The 12,212-nt window shown below is 71.5% G+C and carries 12 protein-coding genes; all 12 read left to right on the forward strand.

Features of this window, described 5'->3' with window-relative positions; all coding sequences use genetic code 11:
- Positions 1-1,116: a type IV secretion system protein gene (locus N0B34_RS06275; protein WP_263730452.1), complete on the forward strand. Its 1,116-nt coding sequence runs from the start codon at positions 1-3 to the stop codon at positions 1,114-1,116.
- Positions 1,113-2,534 carry an SCO6880 family protein gene (locus tag N0B34_RS06280; protein ID WP_263730454.1) on the forward strand — a complete coding sequence of 474 codons (1,422 nt, stop codon included), beginning with the start codon at positions 1,113-1,115 and terminating at the stop codon, positions 2,532-2,534. The genes N0B34_RS06275 and N0B34_RS06280 overlap by 4 nt, the downstream gene beginning before the upstream one ends.
- On the forward strand, positions 2,531-3,811 hold the full coding sequence (locus N0B34_RS06285) for an ATP-binding protein (RefSeq protein ID WP_263730455.1): 1,281 nt from the start codon (positions 2,531-2,533) through the stop codon (positions 3,809-3,811). The genes N0B34_RS06280 and N0B34_RS06285 overlap by 4 nt, the downstream gene beginning before the upstream one ends.
- Positions 3,811-4,911, forward strand: a complete 1,101-nt coding sequence (locus N0B34_RS06290) for a DnaB-like helicase N-terminal domain-containing protein (RefSeq protein WP_263730456.1) — start codon at positions 3,811-3,813, stop codon at positions 4,909-4,911. Before N0B34_RS06285 ends, N0B34_RS06290 begins: the two co-directional genes overlap by 1 nt.
- Positions 4,908-6,716 (forward strand): type IV secretory system conjugative DNA transfer family protein, encoded by a 1,809-nt coding sequence (locus N0B34_RS06295; RefSeq protein WP_263730457.1) that lies wholly within the window; start codon positions 4,908-4,910, stop codon positions 6,714-6,716. Before N0B34_RS06290 ends, N0B34_RS06295 begins: the two co-directional genes overlap by 4 nt.
- On the forward strand, positions 6,713-7,441 hold the full coding sequence (locus N0B34_RS06300) for a hypothetical protein (protein ID WP_263730458.1): 729 nt from the start codon (positions 6,713-6,715) through the stop codon (positions 7,439-7,441). Before N0B34_RS06295 ends, N0B34_RS06300 begins: the two co-directional genes overlap by 4 nt.
- A 1-nt stretch (position 7,442) precedes the next feature.
- Positions 7,443-7,721, forward strand: coding sequence for a hypothetical protein (locus tag N0B34_RS06305; protein WP_263730459.1), 279 nt, complete (start codon positions 7,443-7,445; stop codon positions 7,719-7,721).
- A 251-nt stretch (positions 7,722-7,972) separates the two neighbouring features.
- On the forward strand, positions 7,973-8,314 hold the full coding sequence (locus N0B34_RS06310) for an ArsR/SmtB family transcription factor (protein ID WP_412175701.1): 342 nt from the start codon (positions 7,973-7,975) through the stop codon (positions 8,312-8,314).
- On the forward strand, positions 8,311-8,619 hold the full coding sequence (locus N0B34_RS06315) for a zf-TFIIB domain-containing protein (protein ID WP_263730461.1): 309 nt from the start codon (positions 8,311-8,313) through the stop codon (positions 8,617-8,619). The genes N0B34_RS06310 and N0B34_RS06315 overlap by 4 nt, the downstream gene beginning before the upstream one ends.
- 7 nt (positions 8,620-8,626) lie before the next feature.
- Complete coding sequence (locus tag N0B34_RS06320) at positions 8,627-9,589, forward strand: cation diffusion facilitator family transporter (RefSeq protein ID WP_263730462.1); 963 nt, start codon at positions 8,627-8,629, stop codon at positions 9,587-9,589.
- A 215-nt stretch (positions 9,590-9,804) separates the two neighbouring features.
- Positions 9,805-10,236, forward strand: a complete 432-nt coding sequence (locus N0B34_RS06325) for an ArsR/SmtB family transcription factor (protein WP_263730507.1) — start codon at positions 9,805-9,807, stop codon at positions 10,234-10,236.
- Positions 10,233-12,191 carry a heavy metal translocating P-type ATPase gene (locus N0B34_RS06330; RefSeq protein WP_263730464.1) on the forward strand — a complete coding sequence of 653 codons (1,959 nt, stop codon included), beginning with the start codon at positions 10,233-10,235 and terminating at the stop codon, positions 12,189-12,191. The genes N0B34_RS06325 and N0B34_RS06330 overlap by 4 nt, the downstream gene beginning before the upstream one ends.
- Positions 12,192-12,212 lie beyond the last annotated feature (21 nt).

Raw genomic sequence — 12,212 nt, forward strand, 5'->3', positions numbered from 1 at the left:
ATGGCCGCCGTGGTGGCGAGCGGGTGCTCTGGCCCGCTCGATCTGGTCTGCCAGGTCACGGACGCCGTGCAGGGCGCCGCGTCCGACTACGTGCTGGGCGGCCTCGGCTCCGCCTTCGTCGGCGGTTCGGCCCAGGTGGGCCAGCTGGCCCTGACCGCCCTGGACACGACCACGGCGATCAATCTCGGCGCGACCTGGTTCCAGGCCAACGTCGCAGTGATCGCCTCGATTGCGCTGCCTGCGGTTGTCGGTCTGTTCGTCATCCAGGTGCTCACGTCGGTGCTACGTCGCGAGCCGGGTGGCCTCGTGCGTGGAGTCCTCGGGGTGGGCAAGGCCGTGCTGGGCGCGGCGCTGGCGTTGGCCGTGACACAAGTCGCGCTCACCTTGGTCGACGCGCTCTGCGGGTACATCGCCGGCTCGGCCGGGTACACGGTGGGTTCGGCGGCGGCGCGGTTCTTCAGGTTCAGCTTCCTGACCGGGTTGTCGCCGGCGTTGCAGCTGCTGCTCGGGTTGCTGCTGACGGTCGGGTTCGTGCTGCTGTGGGGTGTTCTGCTGTTCCGCAAGGCGGCACTGATCTTGGTGGCGGTGTTCGCGCCGATCGCGTTCGCCGGGTCGGCGTGGGACCAGACGCGGGTGTGGACCCGCCGGTGGTTGGAGATCGTTGCCGCGCTCGTGTTCTGCAAGGTCGTCATCGTCGTCACGTTCGTGGTGGGCGCCTCAGCGTTCTCGGGCACCGGCCCGGCTGTCGGCAGCGTGCCGGCCGGCAGTGACAGCACCGGCCTGTCGGACCTGCTCGTCGGGGTCCTGCTGCTGGCGATCGCCATCTGGGCGCCGTGGTTGACGTGGCGGTTCGTGCACTGGTCGGGGCTTGAGGCCGCGACCGTGATGCACGCCAACGTGGCGGCCAACCCGATCAGCAGGGTCGGGCAGTCCGCCGCGACGACCACCAAGTTCGCAGCCCAGCACGTGGCGTTGACCGCGGTCACCGGCGGTGCAGGTGCAGGCGCAGCCGCGGCTCGAGGCGCGGGGACAGCGGCCGGTGCAGCGAGCGCCGTACGTCCGCCCCGGCAGCCACCGGCCGCGCCGCGGCCCTCGACTGGCGGTGAGGGTCGATGAGCGCGTCGCAGTCCGGATCCACGACGGTGTTTGGTCGGCTCGAGCGCCGCGGCGTCCTGCTCGGCCTGTCGGCTGCCCAGCTGGCCGCCGTCGGTATCGCCGCGGCAGTCGCGGTGACGGCGGTCTACTCGGCCGGTAGCGGGGGACTGCTCGTGTCGGCCCCGTTGTGGGTGGTGCTGCTGGTCGTGGGCACCGTCACCGTCGGTGGCCGTCCGCTGGTCGGTTGGCTCCCGCTGATGACGGCGTGGCGGGGCCGTCAGCTGCGCGGGGCGACCAGCGCGGCTCGGAGCACCCGCGTTGAGCATCAGCCCTGCACCCTCACGTTGCCCGGCGTGGCCGGGCATCTCGAGCTCGTCGAGGAGCCGGCCCTCGGCGGCGTCCTGGTCGTCGACCGGAGGGCCGGCACGACCACCGCGCTTCTGGCAGTGAATGCGTCGGGGTTCTTGCTGGACGACGGTTCGGTGCAAGAACACAAGGTCGGCGCGTGGGGACGGGTCCTGGCCGGTGTCTGCCAGCAGTCGACGATCGTGCGGGTTCAGATCCTGGTTCGGACCGTGCCGGGTGGTCTGACCCCGGCCCGGCAGTGGTGGCGTGCGCACCGCGGGGCAACCGGCAGCCGGATCGCAGAGGCCGTCTCCGCGATGCTGGACGACGGCTTCGTCGCCGCCCATCGGCGCGAGACGTTGCTCGCGGTGGCGGCGCGTCTTCCTCGCGGCTACCGGGGCGGGCACCGCGAACGTCTGCAGCCTGTCGTCGCGCAGCTCGACGCCGTGGCCTCGTCCCTGCGGGCCGCCGACCTAAACCCATCGGGCTGGCTGAACACCGCTCGGTTGGCCGAGGTGCTCACCAGTGCCTACGACCCGCAGACGGCCGCACGGCGCGAGGGCCTTCCCTGCTGGTCGATGCCGCCAGCAGACGGCGTCAAGGAGCGTTGGGCGTCCATCGTCGTCGGGACGGCGTTCCACGCGACGTACTGGGTGAACGAGTGGCCTCGCTCAGCGACGCACCTGGGGTTCTTGCAGCCGTTGCTGCTCGGGGACACCGGGACCCGGGTTCTGAGCGTGATCGCCGAACCGCTGCCGACCGTGCGTGCCCTGCGGGAGATCCGCAAGGCGAAGGTCGAGCACGCCGCAGATGCCGCGCAGCGGCATCGGATCGGGCAGATCGAGGACGAGGCGACGCGCGCTGAGGTCGCCGACCTGCAACGCCGCGAGGCCGAGCTCGTTGCCGGACACGCTGACCTGCGGTTCACCGGCCTGGTGACAGTCTCCGCGGGAACCGAGACGCAGCTGGAGGACCGGTGCGTGGCGCTGGAGACCGCCGCTGCGCAGGCGATGTGCGAGGTGCAGCGTCTGGTCGGCCAGCAAGGTGTCGCGTTCCTGGCCGGTGCCCTTCCCCTGGCGCGAGGTGTGCTGTGAGCGCCTGGTTCCGCAGCCGGGCCGGTCACTACTCGGCCGGGCCGGCACTTCGAGTGCCTGCGCACCGTGCGTCCTCGGCGGTCCTGGCAGGGGCGTACCCGTTCCTGGCCCCGCCCACCGTTGATCAGGGCGTGCCGGTGGGGGTGGACCTGTTCAGCGGGGGCGCGTTCTGCTTCGACCCCTGGACCCAGTACGCCGACGGGACCCTCACCAACCCCAACGTGCTGCTGGCCGGGGTGATCGGGCAGGGCAAGTCCGCGCTGGCCAAGTCGCTGGCTCTCCGTTCGATCGCTGCCGGCCGGACCGTGTACGTGCCGGGGGATCCGAAGGGGGAGTGGGCTGTGGTTGCCGACGCGGTCGGCGGCACGGTCCTTCGCCTCGGCCCCGGGTCGCCCACCCGGCTGAACCCGCTGGAGGTCGTGGGCGAGGACCGGCAAGCGCTGCGGTCGCAGCTGCTGGCCGGCGTGGCCTCGGCGACCTTGCGCCGGGATCTGACGGCTGCCGAGCACAGCGCCCTGGACGCCGCTCTCGCTCACCTGTCGGGTCGAGGCACGATCACGATCCGAGAGGTCATCGAGGCCCTGGTGTCCCCGGATACCCGCCTGGCGCGAGCGGACGGGATGCGGGTGCAGGAGCGGGCGGCCGACGGCCGCGATCTGGTGCACGGGCTGCGTCGCCTGGTCTCCGGGGACCTGGCCGGGCTGTTCGACGCCCCGACCACCGACGCCCTGGATCGGATGGCGTCGATGGTGGTGCTCGACCTGTCGGCGTTGGGGTCTGACGACGACGCCCTGGCGATCGCCTCCACGTGCGCTGCCGCCTGGGTCGAGGGTGCCCTGGCCTCGTCGACGAACCCGAGGTGGGTGATCTACGACGAGGCGTGGCGGCTGCTGCGCCACCCTGGGCTGATCCGGCGCATGCAGGCCCAGTGGAAGCTGTCCCGGGCCTACGGGATCGCCAACCTCCTCGTGCTGCATCGCCTGTCCGACCTGGACGCGGTCGGCCACCGCGGATCCGAGACCCGGGCGCTGGCCGACGGGTTGCTGGCCGACTGCTCCACCCGGGTGATCTACCGGCAGGAGGCCGACCAGCTGGCGGCCGCGACGGCGTCCCTCGGGCTGACCGAGCCGGAGCGGGACCTGCTGCCGCTGCTGTCCCGCGGCACCGGGCTGTGGAAGCTGCCCGGGCGCAGCCACGTGGTGCAGCACGTGCTGCTGCCCATCGAGGAACCGTTGGTCGACACCGACGCCGCGATGCGGGTCGGGGGGTGGTCGTGATGCTGCGGTCCGACGTCGAGCAGCTGGCTGAGCGGTCGCTGCTGCGTGCGCTGATGGACGACCCCACACCGGTCGGGGAGGTGCGGGGCTGGTTGCGGCCGGGGGACTTCGCAGACAGCTGGCACCGTGCCCTGTACACCGCGGTGATCGAACGGCATGTCGCAGGGGAGCCCGTTCACCCGCGGGCGATGGCCGACGCGCTGACCGACCGGCTCGGCGTACGGCTGGCGGACCGGCCGCGGTTCGCGGCGCTGATCACCGCTACGCCCTACACGCCGAACGCCCTGGCGTACGCGCGGATGGTGCTCGACACCGGGCTGCGCCGCGAGCTCGTCGGGTTGGGGGTGCTGCTGCGGGCCGGTGCGGTGCAGTCCGCGGTCGACCGCACCAGCGTCCCGCTGACCACCACGTGCAACCTCGTCGACGTCGGCCTGGACGCCGCCGCCAGCCGCTGGGCCGCCGCCATCGGCGCCGCGCAGCAGCAGGAGAACGTCGTGCCCCTGGCGCTGCGAGCCGCGTTCCGCAACGGCGAGGAGCAGGAGGGCGCAGCCCGGTACCTGGAGGCCCACGCGGGACGTGACGTGGAGGCCGAGCGGAGCCACGTCGTCGAGCTCGTCGGCGCCCTGATCGCCCACCCCGAGGCGGTCGGCGAGGTCGCCTCGTGGTTGCCGATCGCCGCAGTCGGTGACCCTGGCTGGCGGCTGATCTACGGCACGACGATCGAGCTGACCGAGCTGGGCGAACCGGTCGACCTGGTCACCGTCGCGTGGACGGCCCGCCAGCACGCCCAGCACGGCCCCGCGCTGCCCTCCCTGGAGGAGCTGGGCCAGGCGGTCGAGACCGGCTGGTACGCCTTCCCGACGGTCGCGGCCCGCACGGTCGCCACCGACCAGGCCCGGCGGCTGGCCGACACCGGTGCCCGCCAGCTGCAGCAAGCCGCCGCCAACCCCGGCGTCCTCATCGGCGACCTGGTCGACACCGGGCACACGATCACCCACGCCCTGCGCCGCACCGCGACCGTCCTCCCCGTCGACCACGACACGACCGCCCGGGTCATCCCGTTGCTCAGCATCACCCGCACCCAGGAGCTGGCCCGATGAACGGCCGACCGCCCGTCAACCGGCAGCTCGCGGCCACCGGCGGCGGTGACCAGACGGGTTGGGCGCTGGCCGCCCTCGGTGGCCTGCTCGCCCTCGCCGGAATCCTCTGGGCCGGTGCACTGGTCGGCTGCCTCCTGACCGGACGTCGAGCACCCGACGGCGGACTCCTGCCCGCACTGGTGTCCTTGGCGCACGCCGGCGACCCAGCCGCGGCCTGGCCGAACCGCAGTCAACTGCCAGGACCGATCGCCTACTGGTCCGGCACCGCCATCGTCCTCACCCTCGTTGCCGTCCTCGCCCTCGCCGGCCGCAGGCTCTACCGGCGACTGGCCGGGGCGGGCACGGAGGCGAACCGGCTCCGGCACCTGCCGGGCACCGCCCACCCCGCTGAGGTGCACCGGGCAGCCGATGCCCGAGCCCTGCGGGCACGTGCCGCCGTCGTACGACCCTCGCTCGACAAGCGCGCCGAACCGCAGCGAATCGGCTACCGGCTCGGGTCGCTGCGCGGCCGGGACCTGTGGTGCACGGTCGAGGACTCAGTGCTGCTGGTCGGCCCGCCCCGGATGGGCAAGGGCCTGCACCTGGTGATCCCCTGGGTGCTGGACGCTCCGGGCCCGGTCGTGACCACCTCCACCCGACCCGACACGCTCGCCGTCACCGTGCGCGCCCGGCGGCGCCAGTCCCGACCGGTCGCGATCTTCGACCCCCAACGCCTCGCCGGTATCGCCGGTGGGCTGGCCTGGTCGCCGATCCGCGGGTGCGAGGCACCGCACACCGCGATGGTCCGCGCCCGCGGCCTGGCCGCGGGCGCCGGCCTGGGCAAGTCCGTCACCGACGCGGACTTCTGGGCCGGGCAGACCGAAACCGCACTGCGCTGCCTGCTGCACGCCGCCGCCCTGGATGGGCGCCGCACCATCGACTTGTACCGGTGGTCCCTGAACCCGGCCCTGGCCGACGACGCCATCACCATCCTGAACCGGTACTCCCCGGCCGAAGGCTGGGCAGACGCCCTCGACACCGTGGTGCACAGCGACCCGCGTACCCGCGACTCGATCTGGCTCGCCGTCCGACAGGCGCTGGGCGCGATGGCCGACCCCGACGTCCTGGCTACACTCGACCCCAAACCCGGAACGGAGTTCGACCCGGCCACCTTCCTGCGTGAGTCCGGCACCCTCTACCTGCTCGCCTCGTCGGTCGCTGCCGCCTCGTGCGCCCCGCTGATCGCGGCGTTCGTCGAGGACATCACCGAGACCGCCCGCACCCTGGCCGCCCGTGCACCCGGCGCCCGACTGGATCCGCCGCTGCTGCTCGCACTGGACGAGATCGCCAACCTCACACCGCTGCCGTCCCTGCCGTCCCTGATGTCCGAGGGCGGCGGGTCCGGGATCACCACCTTGGCGGTGCTGCAGTCCCTCGCCCAAGCCCGCAACCGTTGGGGCGAGCACGCCGCCGACACCATCTGGGACGCCGCCACCGTCAAGGTCGTCCTCGGCGGGCTGGGCAAGTACCGGGACTTGGACGAGGTCGCCCAGCTGCTCGGCCACATCGACGAGCTCGTCGAGACCCGCACCGCGGGCCGTGGCGGTGACCGGTCCTCGTCGACCTCGGTGCGGTCCGTGCCGGTGATGCCACCGGCAGTGCTGCGCACCCTCCCGTTCGGCACGGGGGTGCTCCTGTTGCGGCAGACCAAACCCACCGTCATCGACCTGTGCCCGTGGACCGCCCGCCGGGACGCCACCCGCCTGGCGGCCGACCGGACCGTCGTCGAGCACGCCACCGCGACCGGAACGCAGGTGCCCGCATGATCGGCAAGCTGCTGACCGGCGCCCTGCTCGTCCTCACCGTCCCGGCTCTGGCCGCCGTGACCGCGCTGTCCGTGGGGACCAGCACACAGCGCTGCATCGCCTCGAGCGGCACGGCTCCCGCACCGGAGGCGACGTTCACTGCTGAGGCACTCCTGCCGGACTCGGGGCCCACCCCCACGCCCGAGCCGACGAGTGGCGGCTGTGTGCCGGGCGTGGGCGCCAGCCCCGCCGCGGCGGCCATCCCCGCCGGCACGTCGGCCGATGTGGCCGCCGCGGTCAGGACCGGGTTGGCGTACGTCGGGGTGACCGGCGGCTGGTACCAACGCTGCGACCAGCTCGCTTGCCGCGCCTACGGGTACGCCAACTCCGGGTACGTCTCCGCGCACACCCACTGGCTGGCGATGCTCGCCACCGGCCACGCCCACCCCGGCGATCCGTGCCCACCGTTGGGTTCGTTCGTCTTCTTCAACACCGGCCGGCCCGACGGGCACGTCTCCCTCGTCGTCCAAGCCGACCCCTCAGGCTGCGACCCGAACGTCATCCAGATCACCGCGAACGAGATCTTCGACCGGGCCACCGGCAACCACGGCGGTGTCTACCAGCTGTCCCTCGGCCGGCTCGAAGGCATGTACCTGGGCGGCCACGGGTACCTCGGCTGGTCCGACCCCGTCTGCGCCGGTGCCCTGCTGCCCGCCGGCGCCCGACCCGTCGCGGCCGGGAGCTGACATGCGCCCCACCGGTGGTCCCTCCACGGAGGAGAAGCTCACCGCGCTGCACGCCCAGCTCGTCGACGCCGTCGCCGAGCTCGTCCACTCCGACAAGTGGGCCCAGATGCTCACAGTCGCGGCCCGCTTCACCACCTACTCAGGTGGCGGAGTAGGCGTATTCGAACGCCGTGAGTTCTCTCCCTCCTGTGCGAATCCCGCCATTGAGTGGGCCCAGAGCGGAGCCCACATCGCGGTGGAAACCCTTGCGGGTGTCAGCGATCTCGATGCAGCGACTTGATCGATTTCTGGATGGCGACAGCACGGCCGTCTCCTCAGCGCCCGTGCTCACATGGCTGGCGCTTGTGAGAGCAGGTGCTGGTTGCCCGGAGGAGGCCCAGGTTCACGGCACCAGCTTGCTCGATCGTCTGATAGTTTGTTCAGATGTTCCGAGAGACTGATCGCGTGACAGGTGCGACACACCCGTGTGCGCCGGAGTCCGGCTCGGATCGGATTGCTGCGCTGACCGGCGCACTGCCACCTGAGTCGACCGTGGAGGACCTGGCGGCGGTCTTTGGGCTGTTGGGTGACCCCGGCCGGTTGCGGCTGCTGATCACGCTCCTGGAGGGCGGCGAGGTGTGCGTGCATGACCTGGCGGCAGTGACCGGCCAAAGCGAGTCGGGGGTCAGTCACGCTCTGCGGCTCCTCCGTGCGCACCGGGTCGTGGTCGTGCGGCGCAGTGGGCGATCGGCGTTCTACCGACTGGCCGATGGGCACGTCCGCCTCCTGTTGGACGTCGCCCTGACCCACCTCGGGCATGCGCCCGCGGCACGGGCGGTCCGGACCGACGAGCTCTCGTCGGTCGCCGCCGAAAACAGAGAGGCTCTCGCATGACGCAGGACCAGCAGCTGTCCACGACGCTCACGTGCCCCAAGTGCGGCTCGGACATGCGCCCGTACGAGCGCAATGGGGTGCTCATCGATCAGTGCACCGGCTGCCGGGGCATCTTCCTGGACAGGGGCGAGCTCGAACGCCTCACCGAGGCTGAGAGCGCGTACTACGGCTCGTCCCGTTCCGCCGTCCCGCAGGCCCCCGAGCGGCGCGAGTACGAGGACCATGGCCGTGAAGAGCACAAGAGCGGACACGGGTACGAGCGCAAGCGTCGCCCGGGCGGCTTCCTCGGCGAGCTGTTCGACTGACGATCCGATGACAACCGACCACAACACGGACAACGGCCCATGCGATGACAGCACTTCGCACGCCAGCGTCGATGGTCACGCGCACGGCCCGAGGATCGGCAGCGCGGGCTCCCGACACCAGCGGCCACTGGCCATCGCCTTCGCCCTGACCGCGAGTTACGCGATCGTGGAGGTCGTCGCCGGCCTCACCACAGGGTCGCTCGCTCTGATCAGCGACGCCGCCCACATGGGGACCGACGTCCTCGGGCTCGGTATGGCGTTGGCCGCGATCCAGCTGGCGAAGCGCCCGGCGGCAGGTGGGCGGACCTACGGCACCTACCGGCTCGAGGTCCTTGCCGCTGTGATCAATGGGCTGTTGTTGTTCGGGGTCGGGTTCTACGTGCTCTACGAAGCAGTGCAGCGCTTCCGGAACCCACCCGAGGTCGCCGGGATGCCGATGCTGGTGGTCGCCTCTATCGGCCTGGTCGTCAACATCATCTCCTTCCGGCTGCTGACAGCGGGGTCCAAGGAGAGCCTGAACCTCAAGGGCGCCCACCTTGAGGTGCTGTCGGACATGCTCGGCTCCGTCGGGGTCATCGTCGGCGCGATCATCATCACCGTGACCGGGTTCCGGTACGTCGACGCGATCGTCGCGGTGGGGATAGGGCTGCTGATCCTGCCCCGCACCTGGAACCTGATGCGCCAGGCTCTGCGGATCCTCATGGAGGTCGCGCCCCCCGGCATCGACATCATCGCCGCTACCGCTGAGCTCGCCGCCCTGCCTGGGGTCCGGGAGGTCCACGACCTGCACATCTGGACGCTGACCAGCGGGATGGAGGCCGCGACCGTGCACATCGTGGTCGACGACGACGCCACCTGGCACCGCGTGCTGGACCAGACACGTCGGATCCTCACCGAGAAATACGCGGTCACTCACCCCACCATCCAGCTCGAGCCCGCAGACCACGTCGAAGCACCCGTCGGCTTCTGACCAGCGCGCGGAGACGATCCCCGACACGGTGCGCACTGGCGCTGCCACTGCACACCAGGGAATCGAGCTGAAACTCGGCACGGCGTCGTTCTCGTGCCCGGTCGAAGCCGGAGCCTCGCGGGCACTGGGCACCGGTACTCGCGCAGGGCTGAGAGGGACCGGCCCGCCGGCGAAACTGGCGCACCGCGAGACTGCGCTATTATCGCCGCATGCCGATGCTGAGCGACGGATCCCCACCCAGTCCTCCGACGCCTCCTGCGGGCGGAGTGCTGGCGCTGGCACCGGCTGCTGCGTTGTTCCGTTCGCTGTCCGACCCGACGCGTCTGGCTGTGCTGCAGCATCTGGCCAACGGTGAGCATCGGGTGCGGGACTTGACCGAGCACATCGGTCTGGCGCAGAGCACGGTGAGCGCGCACCTGGCATGTCTGAAGGAGTGTGGTCTGGTCGACTCGCGTCCTCAGGGTCGGGCCTCGATGTTCTTCCTGACGACGGGCCCCGAGCTTCTTGCGGTCCTCGCGGCGGCTGAGCGGTTGCTGGACGCGACCGGGCACGCGGTCGAGCTGTGCCCCACTTACGGCCTGGGCCAGACGGTCGGCCAGACCTCGCTGTCCACGAACACATCGACACACGAGGAGACCACCCGGTGAGCGACGCCTGTTGTGCCGATCGGACCACCGCCGATGAGATCGATGGTGACGATGATGACGACGTCACCAGCATCTGGGGTGTCAGCGAGATCCGTGCCGGTCTGGTCGCGGGCACGCTGCTGTTGGCCGCGTTCCTGCTCGGGCTGAGCGGTCAGGACGGGTGGGCGCTGGGACTCAATATCGGCGCTCTGGTGGTCGGGGCGAGCACCTTCGTGCCCGAGACCCTGAAGAAGCTCTCCCGGGGCAAGATCGGCGTCGGCACCCTGATGACGATCGCCGCCGTCGGGGCTGTGATCCTCGGTGAGTTCGCCGAGGCCGCCACGCTCGCCTTCCTCTACTCCTTGAGTGAGGGCCTGGAGGAATACTCCCTGGCCAAGACCCGCGGTGGGCTGCGGGCCCTGCTGTCCCTGGTGCCCGACACGGCCACGGTTCGACGCGCCGGAGTCGAGCAGGTGATCGACCCGGCCGACCTGGTCGTCGGCGACACCATGCTGGTGCTGCCCGGGGAACGGCTCGCCACCGACGGCACCATCCGTGCCGGGCGCACGACCCTGGACGTCTCGGCCATCACCGGAGAGTCCATCCCCGTGGAGGCGGGCACCGGCACCGAGGTGTACGCGGGATCCATCAACGGCACCGGAGCGCTCGAGGTCGAGGTCACCGCCACCTCCGAGAACAACTCGCTCGCCCGCATCGTGCACATCGTCGAGACCGAGCAGTCCCGCAAGGGCACGACCCAGCGCCTCGCCGACCAGGTCGCCAAGCCCCTCGTGCCCGCGATCATGATCGTCGCCACCCTCATCGCGGTCGTCGGCTCCCTGCTCGGGGACCCGGGACTATGGATCCAGCGGGCGCTGGTCGTGCTGGTCGCCGCGTCCCCGTGCGCCCTTGCCATCTCCGTGCCGGTCTCGGTCGTCTCCGCCGTCGGGGCCGCCAGTCGATTCGGTGTCCTGATCAAGGGTGGCGCCGCCCTGGAAGCGCTCGGCGCCATCCGCTCGATCGCCCTGGACAAGACCGGCACCCTGACAGCCAACGCCCCCACCGTCGTCGCCGTCGCCACCACTTCGGGCCACACCCGCGAGCAGGTCCTCGCCGTCGCGGCCGCCCTGGAGGCGCGCAGCGAGCACCCCCTAGCCCGAGCGATCCTCGCGGCGGTCGACACCGTGCCCGACGCCGCCGACGTCCAGGCGATCCCTGGCGCCGGGCTGACCGGCACCGTCGAGGGTCGGGCCGCGCGGCTGGGCCGCCCCGGCTGGATCACCGCCGGGGACCTGGCCGACCAGGTGCAGCAGATGCAGGAAGCCGGTGCCACCGCCGTTCTGGTCGAGGACGACGGGCAGGTCATCGGCGCGATCGGCGCCCGCGACGAGCTGCGACCCGAAGCGCACGCAGTCGTCGCCGAGCTGCACCGCCAGGGCTACACCGTCACCATGCTCACCGGCGACAACACCGCCACCGCCCACGCCGTGGCCGCCCAGGCCGGCATCAGCGACGTCCACGCCGAGCTGCGCCCCGAGGACAAGTCCACCCTGGTCGCCGCACTGCGCACGAAGGCGCCCACAGCGATGGTCGGCGACGGCGTCAACGACGCCCCCGCCCTGGCCACCGCCGACCTCGGCATCGCGATGGGCGCCATGGGATCCGACGTCGCACTGGAGACCGCCGACGTCGCCCTGATGGGCACGGACCTGCGCGCCCTGCCTCAGGCATTCGCCCACGCCCGACGGGCCCGGCGCATCATGCTGCAGAACGTCGGCCTGTCGCTCACGCTAATCGCGATCCTGATCCCGCTGGCTGTCGCCGGCGTGCTCGGGCTGGCCGCCGTCGTCCTGATCCACGAGCTCGCCGAGGTCGTCGTCATCGCCAACGGTGTGCGCGCCGGACGCGCCACGAAGCTGCACACCACCAGTCCCGTGACCAGCACATCCAGTCCGCAGCGGGCCATGGCCAGGTAGAAGCTGCCCAGCGCCGGCCCG

Source organism: Cellulomonas sp. SG140, assembly GCF_025770785.1.
Taxonomy (GTDB): Bacteria; Actinomycetota; Actinomycetes; order Actinomycetales; family Cellulomonadaceae; genus Cellulomonas.

Bases quoted from the DNA above. Each gene is read 5' to 3' on its own strand.
- N0B34_RS06275 (WP_263730452.1), top strand. From the start codon at position 1: ATGGCCGCCGTGGTGGCGAGCGGGTGCTCTGGCCCGCTCGATCTGGTC.
- N0B34_RS06280 (WP_263730454.1), top strand. From the start codon at position 1,113: ATGAGCGCGTCGCAGTCCGGATCCACGACGGTGTTTGGTCGGCTCGAG.
- N0B34_RS06290 (WP_263730456.1), top strand. From the start codon at position 3,811: ATGCTGCGGTCCGACGTCGAGCAGCTGGCTGAGCGGTCGCTGCTGCGT.
- N0B34_RS06295 (WP_263730457.1), top strand. From the start codon at position 4,908: ATGAACGGCCGACCGCCCGTCAACCGGCAGCTCGCGGCCACCGGCGGC.
- N0B34_RS06300 (WP_263730458.1), top strand. From the start codon at position 6,713: ATGATCGGCAAGCTGCTGACCGGCGCCCTGCTCGTCCTCACCGTCCCG.
- N0B34_RS06305 (WP_263730459.1), top strand. From the start codon at position 7,443: ATGCGCCCCACCGGTGGTCCCTCCACGGAGGAGAAGCTCACCGCGCTG.
- N0B34_RS06315 (WP_263730461.1), top strand. From the start codon at position 8,311: ATGACGCAGGACCAGCAGCTGTCCACGACGCTCACGTGCCCCAAGTGC.
- N0B34_RS06320 (WP_263730462.1), top strand. From the start codon at position 8,627: ATGACAACCGACCACAACACGGACAACGGCCCATGCGATGACAGCACT.
- N0B34_RS06325 (WP_263730507.1), top strand. From the start codon at position 9,805: ATGCTGAGCGACGGATCCCCACCCAGTCCTCCGACGCCTCCTGCGGGC.